The 14,084-nt window shown below is 67.3% G+C and carries 17 protein-coding genes and 1 other RNA gene; 10 read left to right on the top strand and 8 right to left on the bottom strand.

Translation table 11 applies throughout. From position 1 onward, the window contains the following. Window positions 1-46: 46 nt before the first annotated feature. A complete protein-coding gene (locus ACNKW1_RS06210; RefSeq protein WP_418363709.1) occupies window positions 47-1,429 on the bottom strand; it encodes a malonyl-CoA decarboxylase in 1,383 nt (460 codons plus the stop codon). 186 nt (window positions 1,430-1,615) lie between these two features. Here ACNKW1_RS06210 and ACNKW1_RS06205 point away from each other — a divergent pair, with 186 nt between their 5' ends. Further along, window positions 1,616-2,002 carry a two-component system response regulator gene (locus ACNKW1_RS06205; RefSeq protein ID WP_418363708.1) on the top strand — a complete coding sequence of 129 codons (387 nt, stop codon included), beginning with the start codon at window positions 1,616-1,618 and terminating at the stop codon, window positions 2,000-2,002. Between the two features lie 22 nt (window positions 2,003-2,024). Here ACNKW1_RS06205 and lgt read toward each other — a convergent pair whose 3' ends face one another. Further along, entirely contained in the window at window positions 2,025-2,813 is a 789-nt protein-coding gene (gene lgt / locus ACNKW1_RS06200) for a prolipoprotein diacylglyceryl transferase (RefSeq protein WP_418363707.1), read from the bottom strand. Between the two features lie 36 nt (window positions 2,814-2,849). Continuing rightward, window positions 2,850-3,524 carry a YceH family protein gene (locus ACNKW1_RS06195; RefSeq protein WP_418363706.1) on the bottom strand — a complete coding sequence of 225 codons (675 nt, stop codon included), beginning with the start codon at window positions 3,522-3,524 and terminating at the stop codon, window positions 2,850-2,852. A 97-nt stretch (window positions 3,525-3,621) separates the two neighbouring features. On the opposite strand from ACNKW1_RS06195, the gene ilvD reads away from it, so the two are divergent. From ilvD to rhtB, 6 genes are all read left to right on the top strand, one after another. Continuing rightward, entirely contained in the window at window positions 3,622-5,472 is a 1,851-nt protein-coding gene (gene ilvD, locus ACNKW1_RS06190; RefSeq protein WP_418363705.1) for a dihydroxy-acid dehydratase, read from the top strand. A 36-nt stretch (window positions 5,473-5,508) separates the two neighbouring features. Further along, the gene (locus tag ACNKW1_RS06185) at window positions 5,509-5,703 is read left to right on the top strand and encodes a hypothetical protein (RefSeq protein WP_418363704.1); all 195 of its coding nucleotides are present in this window, start codon (window positions 5,509-5,511) and stop codon (window positions 5,701-5,703) included. 4 nt (window positions 5,704-5,707) lie between these two features. Further along, window positions 5,708-6,010, top strand: a complete 303-nt coding sequence (locus tag ACNKW1_RS06180; RefSeq protein ID WP_418363703.1) for a cell division protein ZapA — start codon at window positions 5,708-5,710, stop codon at window positions 6,008-6,010. 23 nt (window positions 6,011-6,033) lie between these two features. Continuing rightward, a non-coding RNA gene (gene ssrS, locus ACNKW1_RS06175) (6S RNA) lies at window positions 6,034-6,217 on the top strand. Between the two features lie 103 nt (window positions 6,218-6,320). Then, the gene (locus ACNKW1_RS06170) at window positions 6,321-7,127 is read left to right on the top strand and encodes a sulfite exporter TauE/SafE family protein (RefSeq protein ID WP_418363702.1); all 807 of its coding nucleotides are present in this window, start codon (window positions 6,321-6,323) and stop codon (window positions 7,125-7,127) included. Window positions 7,128-7,137: 10 nt separating this feature from the next. Further along, the gene (gene rhtB / locus ACNKW1_RS06165) at window positions 7,138-7,755 is read left to right on the top strand and encodes a homoserine/homoserine lactone efflux protein (RefSeq protein ID WP_418363701.1); all 618 of its coding nucleotides are present in this window, start codon (window positions 7,138-7,140) and stop codon (window positions 7,753-7,755) included. A gap of 129 nt (window positions 7,756-7,884) precedes the next feature. On the opposite strand, the gene ACNKW1_RS06160 is transcribed toward rhtB, so the two are convergent. The 5 genes from ACNKW1_RS06160 to ACNKW1_RS06140 are packed head-to-tail and all read right to left on the bottom strand — an operon-like array spanning window position 7,885 to window position 11,297. After that, window positions 7,885-8,868, bottom strand: coding sequence for a metal ABC transporter solute-binding protein, Zn/Mn family (locus ACNKW1_RS06160; RefSeq protein WP_418363700.1), 984 nt, complete (start codon window positions 8,866-8,868; stop codon window positions 7,885-7,887). Window positions 8,869-8,888: 20 nt separating this feature from the next. Then, entirely contained in the window at window positions 8,889-9,755 is an 867-nt protein-coding gene (locus ACNKW1_RS06155; RefSeq protein ID WP_418363699.1) for a metal ABC transporter permease, read from the bottom strand. 57 nt (window positions 9,756-9,812) lie between these two features. Next, the gene (locus ACNKW1_RS06150) at window positions 9,813-10,655 is read right to left on the bottom strand and encodes a metal ABC transporter ATP-binding protein (protein WP_418363698.1); all 843 of its coding nucleotides are present in this window, start codon (window positions 10,653-10,655) and stop codon (window positions 9,813-9,815) included. A 1-nt stretch (window position 10,656) separates the two neighbouring features. Beyond that, entirely contained in the window at window positions 10,657-10,827 is a 171-nt protein-coding gene (locus ACNKW1_RS06145; RefSeq protein WP_418363697.1) for a hypothetical protein, read from the bottom strand. Next, the gene (locus ACNKW1_RS06140) at window positions 10,827-11,297 is read right to left on the bottom strand and encodes a Fur family transcriptional regulator (RefSeq protein WP_418363696.1); all 471 of its coding nucleotides are present in this window, start codon (window positions 11,295-11,297) and stop codon (window positions 10,827-10,829) included. Before ACNKW1_RS06140 ends, ACNKW1_RS06145 begins: the two co-directional genes overlap by 1 nt. 131 nt (window positions 11,298-11,428) lie before the next feature. On the opposite strand from ACNKW1_RS06140, the gene ACNKW1_RS06135 reads away from it, so the two are divergent. Genes ACNKW1_RS06135 through ACNKW1_RS06125 form a run of 3 tightly spaced genes read left to right on the top strand, consistent with a single transcriptional unit; the run spans window position 11,429 to window position 14,071 of the window. After that, entirely contained in the window at window positions 11,429-12,016 is a 588-nt protein-coding gene (locus tag ACNKW1_RS06135) for a DUF2796 domain-containing protein (RefSeq protein ID WP_418363695.1), read from the top strand. A gap of 7 nt (window positions 12,017-12,023) precedes the next feature. Then, on the top strand, window positions 12,024-12,779 hold the full coding sequence (locus ACNKW1_RS06130) for an ABC transporter ATP-binding protein (protein WP_418363694.1): 756 nt from the start codon (window positions 12,024-12,026) through the stop codon (window positions 12,777-12,779). Next, a complete protein-coding gene (locus ACNKW1_RS06125) occupies window positions 12,776-14,071 on the top strand; it encodes an ABC transporter permease (protein ID WP_418363693.1) in 1,296 nt (431 codons plus the stop codon). Before ACNKW1_RS06130 ends, ACNKW1_RS06125 begins: the two co-directional genes overlap by 4 nt. Window positions 14,072-14,084: the final 13 nt, after the last annotated feature.

Below are 14,084 nucleotides of genomic sequence, written 5' to 3'. Positions count from 1 at the left end.
GGATCTGGGTCGACAACGGAAGAACATGATCGTGTGCGCACCGCGTTCAGCGGCGCGCCTGCTTGCGTACGGTGGACGATGCGGCGATCAACCCTTCGCTGGCGAACTGCTCAAGGTTCGATTCGATGCTGTCAGGGTCGTAGAGGTAGTTCACCATGATTCCCCATGACTGCTGCAAGCCCTTTGCGGAGCAGTCGGCGAGCCAGTTCAGGCGCTCGACACGGGCGCCGTTGCCGAGATGAAAGCGCGCGACCGCGTCGACCGGCTTGTCGCCGCGCCGCGCTTCGAGCAGGTAGCGCGCGGCCAGGCGCAGTAGTGGCTCGCGCAGGGTCGTACGCAGCTTGTCGTCGGCCTGCCAATCGGGTTTGCCTTCGAGCACCGCGGTAAGTGCAGCGTCGTCGGTCGAAGCGATGCCTAACCCGGCAAGCCGGGTCCTGTCGGCCGGGAGGAATGCTTCGGCCATCTCTTCAGGATGGCGCTGCGCCCAGCGTGCGAGCCCGGGGATCGGGGACAGGGTGGCGAAGGTTTTCAGGCGCGGAAAATCCCGTTTCAGGTCGTCGATGACGCGCTTGAGCAGGAAATTGCCGAAACTCACGCCGCGCAGACCGGGCTGGGTCGCGCTGATGGAGTAGAAGATCGCCGTGGTTGCCCGGCGGGTGTCGGCCAGTGGCGCCTCGATGTCCAGCAGGCGCTGGACGTTGTCGGCCAGCTCCTCGAGCAATGCGACCTGCACGAAGATAAGCGGTTCTAGCGGCATGCGTGGGTGGAAGAAGGCATAGCAGCGTCGGTCCGAGTCGAGCCGGTTCTTGAGATCATCCCAGGATCGGATCTCGTGTACTGCCTCGTACTGGACGAGCTTTTCGAGCAGCGCGGCCGGCGATAGCCAGGTGATGCGCTGCAATTCGAGGAAGCCCACATCGAACCACGCCGACAGGCGGGCTTCGAGTTCGCGGTCGAGCGGCTTCAGCGACGGGTCCTGCGCGACGAAGCGCAGCAGGTCGGCACGCAGGTCCACGAGGAACTTGACGCCCTGCGGGATGGCGTTGAACTGGGTCAGGATGCGCAGCCTGCGCGAACGCATCGCCGCGCGCAGGCGTGCTTCGGCGTCCCATTGCTCTGCCGTGCCCACCGCGGCCTGATAGGCCTCGTGTGCCTCCGAAACCTGTCTCGGGTCGGGGCCGAATTCGTGTGCGATGAGGCGCAGGAAAGCGTGCCGTCCCGCGTCGTCCAGATGCAGGTAGGTTTCTGCGAGCCTTCCGGCGCGTTGCCGGGTGGAAACTTCGCCCCCGCGTCCTTCGGCGCACTCCTGCAGTTGCGCACGGATGCGTTCGAGGTCGCCCGCTTCCGGCGGCTTGCCGAAATGAGCGGCATTGGCGACGAATTCGCGCATCATGCTCAACCCGCGCGAAACCAGTCTCGAGCCCGTCATGCGGCCTCCTGTCCGATTCATGGTAGATATTCTGTTACCATGCTATCCCAGATTGGGTAGCAATTACGCTGGCAATTTTCGGCTGTCGTGCGAAATTCACGCGGTCGTTGAAAGCTCACCCCGCCAGCCTTCCAGGCTGCCTGACCTCCTTCGATATCCGTCCCGCCGATCCGATCGGCTGCAGGCTTGAGCGTGCACGATAATCAGCTTCCTTTGCGGGTGTTGCTGCTGGTTCCGGATCAGGCTGCGGCTGATGCGGCCGAGTTGCGGCTGCGCTCGGTTCCGCCGCCCGGCGCGGAGGTCGTCGAGCGCTGCTTCACCGAAAGCCGCGCCCTGCAGGCTTACTTCAAGCTGCGCCCCGATCTGGTCGTGCTCGACTGCCGCACCGCAGCTGACGAGCCGGCGCGCTTCGTCGGCCTGCTCAAGCGCATGGCGCCCGGAAGCTGCGTTGTCGCGGTGGTGCCTTCATCGCAATCCACGGCTGCGGCAGCGGCGCGCAGTTTGGGCGCCGAGTCGGTAGGGAGCCTGGACGATCTCGTCGAGATGACCCGAAGCTTGGCCCGGATGCTCTGATCGCGCCTTGGTGCGCGCGCCCTCAGCGTTGGCGCGCAGACGCCGCGAGCATCATGAGCCCGACGGCGATCATCGGTACGCACAGCCATTGCGCGGTGGACAGCCCCAGCGACAGCGTGCCGAAGATGCCGGGATCGGGCGTGCGAAAGAACTCTGCGATGAAGCGCAGGCTGCCGTAGCCAGCCAGGAATGCCGCGGAGACGGCACGAAGCGGTCGCGGACTGGCCGCGTATAACCACAGCAACACGAACAGCAGCAAGCCCTCGCCTGCGGCCTGGTAGAGCTGCGAAGGGTGGCGCGGGGCCGCGTCCACCCAGGGGAAAACCATCGCCCAGGGCAGTTCGGCTCCCACTGGCCGGCCCCACAGTTCGCCGTTGATGAAGTTGCCGATGCGGCCCGCGGCGAGCCCGGTCGGCACCAGTGGCGCGATGAAATCGGTGACCTGCCAGAAACCCTTGCCGTGCTTGCGGCCGTACAGCCACATCGCCACCAGCACGCCGAGAAAGCCGCCATGGAAGCTCATGCCGCCCTTCCAGACCGCAAGAATCTCCGCCGGGTGCAGCAGGTAGTAGGCGGGCTGGAAGAACAGTACCTCGCCCAGGCGCCCGCCGATGATCACCCCGATCACACCGTACATCAGCAGGTCGTCGATCTTCTGCGCGTCCCAGCCCAGCTCGGGTCTGCGGCGTGCGTGGATGCGGCCGAGGACGACGAAGAGAACGAATGCGATCAGGTACATCAACCCGTACCAGCGCACCGAGAGCGGACCGAGGGAGAAGGCGACAGGGTCGAACTGAGGATGGATCAGCATGGTGTTCGGCGGGGCGGGGCGGCGTGGGGCAGGGGGTCAGTCGAACTGCTTGCGGAATGCGGCAAACTCGTTGCGCAGCGCGTCGAACTCCTCGCGCAGACGTCGCAACTCGTCCTCCAGTTCCGCGATCCGCCCTCGTCCGCTCCCTGCGGCGGCGATGCCGGCTTGAGCCTCGGCCATCTCCTGCACCGCGGCATCGCCGCCGAGCAGGTGCACATGGCGGGTTTCCTTGGTGCCCGGCGCGCGGGGCAGGGCGGCTGCCAGGGGCGGGTATTTCTCCGCTAGATGTTCGAGCACCGCGTCCACCGCGGCGACGTCGTCGAAGCGGTGCAGGCGCTCGCAGCGCTGGCGCAGTTCGCCGGCGGTCTGTGCGCCGCGCAGCAGCAGGATCGCCAGCACCGCCTGCTCGGCCGGCGGCAGCGAATGGCGCAGGCGAATCAGATGCTCGTACTTCGCCACCCGCGCGCTCTGCTGGTCGCGTTTCGATACCAGACGGCGCGCGATCAGGCTGTCGACCGCGGCCTGCACCTCGGGCTCACTGAGGCTCATGACCGGCTCGCGTGCGGTGAGCTGGTTGGCACCGGTGGTGATGGCATTGATCGACAGCGGATAGGCGTCGGGCGTGATGAAGGACTTCTCGATCAGTACGCCAAGCACGCGGATTTCGGCGGCGTCCAGATCGAAACCCTCTGCGGGGGTCAGGTCTTGCATGTGCGCTCCTGGCGATGACTAGGCTCCGGATGATACGCATGCTTCGTGCTGCGCGTTAGAATCCCAACCTTTACCGCCGATCTTCCGGAGCGCCGTCATGCCTCAGTATCGTTCCCGCACCTCCACCGCCGGCCGCAACATGGCGGGCGCCCGCGCCCTGTGGCGTGCCACTGGCATGAAGGACGAGGATTTCAGCAAGCCGATCATCGCGATCGCCAACAGCTTCACCCAGTTCGTGCCTGGCCATGTGCACCTCAAGGACCTCGGCCAGCTTGTCGCGCGCGAGATCGAGGCTGCGGGGGGCGTCGCCAAGGAGTTCAATACCATCGCGGTGGACGACGGCATCGCCATGGGCCATGGCGGCATGCTGTACTCGCTGCCCTCGCGCGAGCTCATCGCCGACAGTGTCGAGTACATGTGCAACGCGCACACCGCCGACGCGCTGGTGTGCATCTCGAACTGCGACAAGATTACCCCGGGCATGCTGATGGCCGCGCTGCGTCTCAACATTCCGGCGATCTTCGTCTCCGGTGGGCCGATGGAGGCGGGCAAGGTCAAGTGGGAGGCCAAGGTCATCTCCCTCGACCTGGTCGACGCCATGGTCAAGGCGGCCGACAAGAGTTGTTCGGATGAGGAGGTCGACGCCATCGAGCGCTCGGCATGCCCGACCTGTGGCTCGTGCTCGGGCATGTTCACCGCCAACTCCATGAACTGCCTCACCGAGGCGCTTGGCCTGTCGCTGCCTGGCAACGGCACCACGCTCGCCACTCACGCCGACCGCGAGAAGCTGTTCCGCGAGGCCGGGCGACGCATCGTCGAACTGGCCCGCCGCTGGTACGAGAAGGACGACGCCTCGGCGCTGCCGCGCTCGATCGCCAGCTTCAAGGCGTTCGAGAATGCGATCAGCCTGGATGTGGCCATGGGCGGCTCGACCAACACCGTGCTGCACCTGCTCGCCGCCGCGCACGAAGCCGGTGTCGACTTCACCATGAAGGACATCGACCGCATCAGCCGTCGCGTGCCCTGCCTGTGCAAGGTTGCTCCCGCGGTGGCCGACGTCCACATCGAGGACGTGCATCGCGCGGGCGGCATCATGGGCATCCTGGGCGAGCTCGACCGCGCAGGCCTGCTGCATCGCGACGTGCCGACGGTGCATAGCAAGACCATGGCCGAGGCGCTTTCGCGCTGGGACATCATGCAGGCACACGAAAACTCGGTGTTCACGCTCTTCCGTGCGGCGCCCGGCGGCGTGCCGAGCCAGGTCGCCTTCTCTCAGGACCGGCGCTGGAACGAGCTCGACATGGACCGCACCTCCGGCGTGATCCGCGACAAGGCCAATGCCTTTACCGCCGATGGTGGTCTTGCCGTGCTGTACGGCAACATCGCCGAGAAGGGCTGCATCGTGAAGACCGCGGGTGTGGACGAGTCGATCTGGAAGTTCACCGGCAAGGCACGGGTGTTCGAGAGCCAGGAAGACGCGGTCGAGGGCATTCTCGGCGAGCAGGTGCAGGCCGGCGACGTGGTGGTGATCCGCTACGAAGGCCCCAAGGGCGGCCCCGGCATGCAGGAGATGCTGTACCCGACCTCCTACCTGAAAAGCCGTGGCCTGGGTGCGCAGTGCGCGTTGCTCACCGATGGCCGCTTCTCGGGTGGCACATCGGGCCTGTCGATCGGCCACGCCTCGCCCGAAGCAGCCTGCGGCGGTGCGATCGCGCTGGTCGAGGATGGTGACACGATCGAGATCGACATCCCGAACCGGCGCATCCACCTCGCGGTTCCGGACACCGAACTCGCCCGCCGTCGCGCTGCGATGGAGGCAAGGGGGCGCGCTGCCTGGAGGCCCGTCAAGCGCGAGCGCGTGGTTTCGGCTGCGCTGCAGGCCTACGCGGCACTCACCACCTCGGCAGACACCGGCGCAGTGCGTGATGTCACTCAGGTGCAGCGCTGATTGACCCGTCATGGGCCGCTCACTACCATCGACGCCATGGATACCGAATTCGCCCAACTCGAAGCCCAGCTAGAGCAACTGATCAGCCAGCACGAACGCCTGAAGGCCGACAATGCCGACCTGCGCACGCGCGTCGGCAGGCTGGAGGCCGACAACCGCACGCTCGCAGACAAGGTCCGCCTGGCCGCGGACCGGCTCGAGAGCCTGCTCCACAAACTGCCGGAGGGTTGACGCGATGTCTGCCGACCACCTCGACATGACGCTGCTGGGCAAGGAGTACCGTATCTCCTGCACGCCCGAGACGCGCGAAGATCTGCTCGCCACCGTCGCGTTCCTGGACGAAAAGTTCCGCGAACTCGGTGAGAAGACGCACGCTTCGGGGGAGAAACTCGCGGTCATGACTGCGCTCAACATTGCCCACGAATTTCTCCAGCATCAGCGTGGCAACGGGTTTGACATGCCGGGCATGAAGCGTAGAATCGGACTCATGAAAGCGCGCCTGGACGGCGTGCTGGCACCGCAGGAAAAGCTCTTCTGAGCGCTTTTCCAGGCGGTAAGATCAATCCCCTGCAGTGTTCGTCGAAGTCGTAGATTCCTTGAACCAATAGTCGAGAGACTCGGTCGCCGACCATCGATGCCGCTGGTGTGAACGCCCCTCGCCGGGTGATCCTGAAGCGGAAGGGACGCGACCTCCCTGAACCCATGGTTCAGGATGCCCGGCGGAGACGGCACAGGCGGGGGGCCAATCGGAAAGGCGCGGTGAAAGCCGCGCCTTTCCCCGTTAACGTGGTGCATGCCCTGCCTGCCGTGTGCGGTGATCGTGGCTGGCGTGCGCTGGAAGAGTGTCCATGGGATTCGACATCTGGTGGCTCGCCTACCCCGTGCTGGGCGCAGCGGTGGGTTTTTTCGCAGGTCTGCTCGGCGTGGGCGGCGGCGGCATCATGGTGCCGATGCTGACCACCTTCTTCATTGCCCAGGGTTTCCCGCAGGACCAGGTCGTTCATCTGGCGCTGGGTACCTCGATGGCGGCTATCGTGCTGACCTCGGTGTCCAGCCTGCGCGCCCATCACGCCCATGGCGCGGTGCGCTGGGACATCGTGCGCGCGATCACGCCCGGCATTCTCGCCGGCACCTTTGGCGCCACTTTCATCGCCGCGCGCGCCGACACCGTGCCGCTGGCGATCTTCTTTGCCTGCTTCATGGCCTACGTGTCGGTGCAGATGCTGCTGAACATCAAACCCAAGCCTTCGCGTGACCTGCCCGGTACAGCGGGGATGACTGCAGCCGGCCTGGGAATCGGCGGGGTGTCCGCGCTGGTGGCGATCGGTGGCGGTTCGCTGTCGGTGCCCTTCATGGCCTGGTGCAACGTGAAGATGCAGAATGCGATCGGCACGTCCGCGGCGATCGGCTTGCCGATCGCGCTGGCGGGCACGCTGGGCTACCTGATCAATGGCTGGGGCGCGCCCGGTACGCCCGCGCTGACACTGGGTTTCATCTACCTGCCGGCGCTGGTGCTGGTGTCGGCGGTGAGCATGTTCTTCGCGCCGCTGGGAGCCCGGCTCGCCCATCGCCTGCCGGTGGCGACGCTGAAGAAGGTGTTCGCCGGGGTGCTGATGCTGCTGTGCGCGAAGATGTTGCACAGCCTGTTTGCCTGAGGAGGGTGTGATGAGCTGGAATCTGTGGCTGGCCTTCCTGGTCGCATCGATCGTGATCGCGGTTTCGCCCGGGCCGGGCGCGGTGCTGTCCATGTCCACCGGTCTGCGCTACGGCTTCGGCGCCGCGTTGCGCAGCATCGCCGGGCTGGAGCTGGCGCTGCTGCTGCAACTGGGCGTGGTCGCGCTCGGCCTGGGCGCGGTGCTGGCGACCTCGGAGGTGGCCTTCACGGTGATCAAGTTCGTCGGTGCGGGCTACCTGGTCTGGCTGGGCGTACAGAAATGGCGCGCCGCGCCGGAACCCATCGGCGAGGGTGAGGTGCGCGCGCATTCCCGCCGCCAGCTCTACGCCCAGGGGGTGCTGGTGAACCTGACCAACCCCAAGGCGATCGTCTTCATCGCCGCGCTGGTGCCACAGTTCATCGTGCCCGATCTGCCCCAGTGGCCGCAGTTCGCGGTCATCGGCGCGACCATGGTCGGAGTGGACGTGATCGTGATGTCGCTCTATGCGCTGCTCGCTACCCGCTTTCGTCCGCTGCTTCGCAACCCGCGCCTGCTGCGCATGCAGAACCGCATCTTCGGTGGCTTGTTCGTGGGCGCGGGTGCGATGCTGGCTGCCTCGAGCCGTTGAGTCTGCAGCCGGGGCTCCTTTTTACCGCCTGATGCGGGCGCCGAGCCCACGCCTTGGCCCGAAGGCGCGCTACGCCCGTCGGCGCCTTCGCCTCCTTTTCGTCCGGAGCTGTCTGGGGCGCGTCCGCCTTCAGTCCTTTGCGTGCAGCGCGTCGCGCAGCGTGGCGAGGTTGGCGCGCATCATCTGCACGTAGCTGGCTGCAGGCCCGTCCGTCGCGGACAGGGCGTCGGAGTACAGTGTGCCGCCCACGCGCGCACCGCTTTCGCTCCGGATGCGCTCGATCAGGCGCGGGTCGGCCACGTTCTCGATGAACACTGCGGGCACCTTCTCGGCCTTGAGCTGGCGGATCAGGCGGGCGACGCCCTGCGCGGTAGGCTCCGCGTTATTGGACACGCCCACCGGCGACAGGAACTGCAGCCCGTAGGCGCGGCCGAAATAGGCGAAAGCTGCATGCGAGGTGACCACCTTGCGTCGTTCCACGGGCATGGCCTCGAAGGCTGTGCGGATCTCCGCGTCCAGCGCCTTCAGCTCGGCATCGTAACGCTCGGCGTTGGTGCGGTAGCGGTCAGCGCCCTCGGGATCGACCTGGCTCAGCGCGTCGGCAATGTTGGCGACGTAGCGGCGCACGTTGCCCACGTCCTGCCAGGCATGCGGATCCACCGCCTTCGTGCCGGCCTTGTTTCCGGCTTCAGCGGGCTCGTGGCCATGGTCGTGGTCATGACCGTGGTGGTCATGATCCTTGTCCATCTCGAGCGTGGTGATGCCCTTGCTGGCAATGGTCACCGTGCCCTTGTAGCCGCCCGCATGTGCCAGTCGCAGCATCCAGTCATCGAAACCCAGACCATTCACGACGACCAGCGTGGCGCTGCCGATGTCGCGTGCATCCGAGGGCCGGGGCTGAAAGGCGTGCGCGTCCTCGTCGGCGCCGATCAGTGTGCGCACCTTCACACGTTCACCGCCCACCTGGCCGACGAGATCGCCGAGGATGCTGAAACTGGCGACCACATTCACCGGCTGCGCATGGGCGCTGCCGGCGAGCAGGGCGAATGAGGCTGCGAGCGCATGAAGGCTGCGGCGGATGCGGGCGATCGACGAGTTCCGTTTCATGGTCATTTGGGCTCAGGGTTGGGAAGTCAGGATTCGAGGTGGTGGCGCACCGGCAACCGGCCGGCGAGCAGGCCACCCGGTGCGGCGATGAGCGAGGCAAAATAGACCAGCCCGCACATGAGCACGATCGCTGGGCCCGCCGGTACGTCGGCATGAAAGGAGAACAGCAGGCCGGCGATGCCACTGCCGAACGCGAACAGCACAGCGAGCAGCAGCAGCATCGGCAGACCCTTCGCCCACAGGCGCGCGGCGGCCGAGGGCAGGATCATGATGCCTACCGCCATCAGCGTGCCCAGGGCGTGGAAGCCGCTCACCAGGTTCACCACCACCAGCATCAGGAAGCCGTAGTGCGCCACCGGCGACCAGCGGCTCACGCCGCGCAGGAAGGCGGGGTCGAAGCACTCCATGACCAGCGGGCGGAACAGCACGGCGAGGCTCAGCAGGGTGACGCTGGCGATGCCGGCGATCAGCAGCAGCGAGGCATCGTCGAGCGCCAGCACCGAGCCGAACAGCACATGCAGCAGGTCCAGATTGCGCCCGCGCAGCGACACGATCATCACCCCGGCCGCGAGTGAGAGCAGGTAGAAGGCGGCGAGGCTGGCGTCTTCCTTGAGCACCGAGGCGCGCGTCACCAGACCGGCGGCGAAGACGACCACCAGGCCGGCAACGATGCCCCCCACTGTCATCGCACCCAGCGACAGGCCGAAGGCGAGGTAGCCGAGCGCGGCGCCCGGCAGGATCGCGTGGCTCATGGCGTCGCCCATCAGGCTCATGCGGCGCAGCAGCAGGAATACGCCGACCGGTGTGGCGCCGAGCGCGAGCGCGAGACAGCCGGCGAGCGCGCGGCGCATGAAGGCGAACTCGGTGAAAGGGGCGATGAGGAAATCGAACACTCGGGTGGCGCTTTTTGCAGGAGGTGAGAGGCGATGGGGTGGGCACGGGGCCGACGGTCAGTGGTGATGGTGCACGTGTCCGTCCCCGTGTTTGTGGGATGGCTGGACAGGGGGGGCGTGCGCTTCCGTTCCGCCAGCGAGTGATGGTTCGAGCGGGGTCTCGATGTGGCACTCGGGTGCGTCCTCGTCGAAGGCTTCGGACAGGCGCCGGGCGCGCCCGAGCAACTCGGGGGTGAGCACCGCGGCCGTGGGGCCGTAGGCGACCGGCTCCCGTGACAGCAGCAACGCGTGCGGGAAGTGGCGGCGCACCTGTTCCAGGTCATGCACCACGGTGAGGATGGTGCGGCCTTCACGGTGCCAGCCGAGGATCAGCGCCACCAGATCATCGACGGTGCGACTGTCGATGGCGGCGAAGGGTTCGTCGAGCAGAATCAGCGGAGCGTCCTGCAACATCAGGCGGGCAAAGCGGGCGCGCTGAAGCTGTCCGCCCGAGAGCGAGCCGATCGGGCGGGCCTCGAAGCCGGCGAGCCCAACCGCGCCGAGGGCTTCGCCCACGCGCGCACGCTGGCGCCGCGAGAGCCCCCCAAAGGCGCCGATCTCATGCCACAGGCCCATGGCGACGACGTCGAACACCGAAACTGGAAAACTGTGGTCGATCTCTCCGCGCTGGGGCATGTAGGCCACCCCGGCCGCAGGCAATGCAGACAGTACGATGCGTCCGCCGATGGGGCGCAGTTCTCCGGCGATCCCCTTGAGCAGGGTGGATTTTCCGGCGCCGTTGGGACCGATCACGGCGAGCAGGCTGCCGGCGGGAATTTCCGCCGACAGGTGATGGACCGCAGGGTGGCGATCGTATCCGAGGGTGAGGTTGTCGAGGACGACCATGGCGGCGGCGTGCATTTCAGCCCAGCGCCCACAAGATGGTCAGCCACAGCAACACCAACGCCGCGGCAACCAGCACCAGGCGGGCGGGCAGGCCGGCGCCAAGCAGGCTTCGCGCCGGGAAACTGCGTGCGCTACGCGCTTGCCGCGAGCGGGCGGGTGCAGCCGAAACCGTGGGTACGGGCTTCATCACTGTTCGCCCTTCTGCGCATGGCGGCCGCAGGCTGCGCACGCGCCATGCAGCACGAGTTCGGCACGTTCGACCGCGAAGCCCGGCGGCAGCGGGGCACTGGCAGGGGTGGGAACGTCCTCGAGACACAGGATTTGCCCGCAGCGCTCGCAGTGGAAATGGGCATGGCGGTGTTCTCCGCCGCGGCGGATCTCGAAGCGCCAGGCCCGCTCCCCGCTCGCGATGCGTTGCGCGATGCCCTGCTCGACCAGCCATTCCAGTGCGCGATAGAGCGTCACACGATCGTGCTCGATGTGCTCTCCGTCAAGGGCTGCTGCGATCTCGTCGTGTGAGAGCGGGTGTTGCGAACCCAGCAGGACGTCGATGACTGCGACCCGGGTACGCGTGACCCGCCCGCCATGTGCGGTGATGAGCTCGCGGGCGCTCGTGGGGGGCGGAGGGGGTGGGGTGGAAGGGCGGTAGGCCGGCATGAAAAGGGCGGTCAGCAGCGGTGCTGGCCTGCAGCAGATTTTTGATGCAACATTGTAGCATTAGATTGTGTCGCAGTCGGGCGCTCGCCCGACCGACGCCGTGTCGGTCTTGTTCCGGAGGTTGTTCGCTGATGCTTGTCCATTCCTGGCTTTCGAGAAATGTTCTCCCGGCGCTGGCCGGCTTGGGCGTGATTGTCGCGGCCACGCCCTTGCCGGCTAGCGCGCAGCACGCTGCGCATGAGCATGGCGTGGCGCGGCTGAGCGCTGCGCTGGAGGGCGGGGAGTTGCTGCTCGAGTTCCTGACGCCGCTGGATAACCTGGTGGGCTTCGAGCATGCCCCCACGACCGCTGCCCAGCGCCAGGCACTGGCCGATGCCGCGGCGCGCTTGCGCGAAGGGGGGAGGCTGTTCGTGCTGCCCGAGGCGGCAGCCTGCGTGCAGCGCACGGTGGAGATCGAGGCCCCCTGGCTGAGCGAGGTGGAGGGAGCGCGCGGCCACGACCACGAGCATGAGCACGAGCATGCCGGAGAGGCGCGCGGCCATGCCGACCTCGTGGCGAGCTATCAGTTTGTGTGCGGGCAGCCTGCGGCGCTGGATGCGCTCGATACGCGGCTGTTCGAGTTCTTCCCGCGCCTGCACGAGATCCGGGCCGAACGCGCGACACCGCACGGTCAGGGCGCGACGGTGCTGAGGCCGGGGGCGACGACGATGGCGTTCTGAGGCCGCCATGCCTGACCATCCCACCGAAACCGCATCAGGCGCTGCTGCCGAACCAGCCGCGGTGCTGCTCGACGCGCTGCGCTATCGCTGGCCCGGCGCAGACTGCGACTGCCTGAACATCGCCACGTTGAGGATTGCCGCGGGCGAGCGCGTGTTCCTGCGCGGACCCAGCGGCAGCGGCAAGACGACGCTGCTGTCGCTGGTCGGCGGCGTGATCCTGCCCCAAGTGGGGGTGGTGCGAATCGCCGGGCAGTCGCTGGCGGCGCTCTCGGCCGGTGCGCGCGACCGCTTCCGCGCCGATCACGTGGGGTTCGTGTTCCAGCTCTTCAATCTGCTGCCCTATCTTTCCGCGCGCGACAACATCCTGCTTGCCTGCAGGTTCTCGCCACAACGCCGCGCGCGCATTGCGGTGGCAGGCAGCACGCCGGAGGCCGAGGCCACCCGCCTGGCCGAGCGTCTGGATCTCGGGGCTGCGCTGCTCGATCGGCCCGCGGCCGCGCTCTCGGTCGGCCAGCAGCAGCGTGTGGCTGCAGCGCGCGCGCTGATCGGCCGTCCCGGCCTGGTGGTGGCCGACGAGCCGACCTCGGCGCTCGACGCAGAGCGTCAGCAGGCCTTCATCGACCTGCTGCTGGACGAGTGCGCGGCGGCTGGGGCGGCGCTGCTCTTCGTCAGCCATGATCAGCGCCTGGCGGGGCATTTTGACCGCGTGCTCGATCTCGCCACGATCCATCGCGCCACTGGTTCGATGCAGGCGCCAGCATGAGCCCCGTCTTCACCCTGTCCCTGCACAGCATCGCCAACCGGCGTCTGTCCGTGCTGCTGACCGTGATTGCCGTGGCCTTGTCGGTGGCGCTGCTGCTCGGCGTGGAGCGCCTGCGTAACGATGCAAAGGCGGGTTTCGCGCAGACCCTCTCCGGTACCGACCTCGTCGTGGGCGCGCGCAGCGGGCCGGTGCAGTTGCTGTTGTATGCCGTTTTCCACCTCGGCAGCGCGACCAACAACATGTCCTGGGCGAGTATCGAGCACCTGGCCGCGCTGCCGCAGGTGCAGTGGCTGGTGCCGATCTCGCTCGGGGATTCGCATCGCGGCCATCGGGTGGTCGGCTCCACGGCGGACTTCTTTGCGCACTATCGTCACGGTGACCGTCGCCCGCTGCGGTTTGCGCAGGGGCGCCCCTTCGAGGACAAGCCCGCAGAAGCGGCGGGCATTTTCGAGGTGGTACTCGGCGCGGAGGTCGCGGCGCGGTTCGGCTACGCGCTCGGCCAGCGCATCGTGCTCAGTCACGGCAGCCTGGGCGGCGAGGGCGGGCCGCGATTCGCCGACCACGCCGACAAGCCCTTTACTGTGGTTGGCATCCTCGCGCGCAGCGGCACGCCGGTCGATCGTGCGCTGCTGGTGAGCCTGGAAGGAATCGAGGCGATCCATGTCGACTGGCATGGCGGCGCGCCGATTCCGGGACTCCGCATCGCGCCCGAGCATGTGCGCAAGTTCGACCTGCAGCCCAAGTCCGTGACCGCCGCGCTGGTGGGGCTGAAGAGCCGCACCGCGGTGTTCCGCGTTCAGCGCCAGATCAACACATACCCCGACGAAGCGCTCACTGCGATCCTGCCGGGTGCGACCCTGCAGGCGTTGTGGAGCCTGGTCGGCATTGCCGAAAAGGCGCTGCTCGCGGTGTCTGCACTGGTGGTGGCGGTTGGGCTGGCCGGCATGGTGGCGGTTGTGGTCGCCAGCCTGGGCGAGCGCCGGCGCGAGCTCGCGATCCTGCGTGCGCTCGGCGCCCGTCCACGGCAGGTGTTTGCGCTGCTGGCGGTGGAGAGCCTGCTGCTCGCGCTGGCGGGTATCGCGCTCGGGCTGGTGCTGCTGTATGGCGCGGGCGCTGCGTTTGCGCCCTGGCTGTCGAGCGCGCACGGACTGCAGCTGAGCCTGGGCTGGCCGGGTGTCGGCGAGTGGCGCTTGCTGGGGGCGGTGCTTGCGGTGAGCCTGCTCGCGAGTCTGGTGCCTGCCCTGCGCGCGTACCGTTATTCGCTTGCGGACGGGATGACGATTCGTGTCTGATGTCGCCTTGCCG

It is taken from the genome of Thauera sp. WH-2 (assembly GCF_048321015.1).
Taxonomy (GTDB): domain Bacteria; phylum Pseudomonadota; class Gammaproteobacteria; order Burkholderiales; family Rhodocyclaceae; genus Thauera.
This window is presented reverse-complemented; position numbering and strand designations above follow the sequence as displayed.

What these genes read in the sequence shown, in the direction of transcription:
- ACNKW1_RS06210 (WP_418363709.1), bottom strand. Translation starts at nt 1,429, where the DNA reads ATGACGGGCTCGAGACTGGTTTCGCGCGGGTTGAGCATGATGCGCGAA.
- lgt (WP_418363707.1), bottom strand. Translation starts at nt 2,813, where the DNA reads ATGCTGATCCATCCTCAGTTCGACCCTGTCGCCTTCTCCCTCGGTCCG.
- ACNKW1_RS06195 (WP_418363706.1), bottom strand. Translation starts at nt 3,524, where the DNA reads ATGCAAGACCTGACCCCCGCAGAGGGTTTCGATCTGGACGCCGCCGAA.
- ilvD (WP_418363705.1), top strand. Translation starts at nt 3,622, where the DNA reads ATGCCTCAGTATCGTTCCCGCACCTCCACCGCCGGCCGCAACATGGCG.
- ACNKW1_RS06185 (WP_418363704.1), top strand. Translation starts at nt 5,509, where the DNA reads ATGGATACCGAATTCGCCCAACTCGAAGCCCAGCTAGAGCAACTGATC.
- ACNKW1_RS06180 (WP_418363703.1), top strand. Translation starts at nt 5,708, where the DNA reads ATGTCTGCCGACCACCTCGACATGACGCTGCTGGGCAAGGAGTACCGT.
- ACNKW1_RS06170 (WP_418363702.1), top strand. Translation starts at nt 6,321, where the DNA reads ATGGGATTCGACATCTGGTGGCTCGCCTACCCCGTGCTGGGCGCAGCG.
- rhtB (WP_418363701.1), top strand. Translation starts at nt 7,138, where the DNA reads ATGAGCTGGAATCTGTGGCTGGCCTTCCTGGTCGCATCGATCGTGATC.
- ACNKW1_RS06160 (WP_418363700.1), bottom strand. Translation starts at nt 8,868, where the DNA reads ATGACCATGAAACGGAACTCGTCGATCGCCCGCATCCGCCGCAGCCTT.
- ACNKW1_RS06150 (WP_418363698.1), bottom strand. Translation starts at nt 10,655, where the DNA reads ATGCACGCCGCCGCCATGGTCGTCCTCGACAACCTCACCCTCGGATAC.
- ACNKW1_RS06145 (WP_418363697.1), bottom strand. Translation starts at nt 10,827, where the DNA reads ATGAAGCCCGTACCCACGGTTTCGGCTGCACCCGCCCGCTCGCGGCAA.
- ACNKW1_RS06140 (WP_418363696.1), bottom strand. Translation starts at nt 11,297, where the DNA reads ATGCCGGCCTACCGCCCTTCCACCCCACCCCCTCCGCCCCCCACGAGC.
- ACNKW1_RS06135 (WP_418363695.1), top strand. Translation starts at nt 11,429, where the DNA reads ATGCTTGTCCATTCCTGGCTTTCGAGAAATGTTCTCCCGGCGCTGGCC.
- ACNKW1_RS06130 (WP_418363694.1), top strand. Translation starts at nt 12,024, where the DNA reads ATGCCTGACCATCCCACCGAAACCGCATCAGGCGCTGCTGCCGAACCA.
- ACNKW1_RS06125 (WP_418363693.1), top strand. Translation starts at nt 12,776, where the DNA reads ATGAGCCCCGTCTTCACCCTGTCCCTGCACAGCATCGCCAACCGGCGT.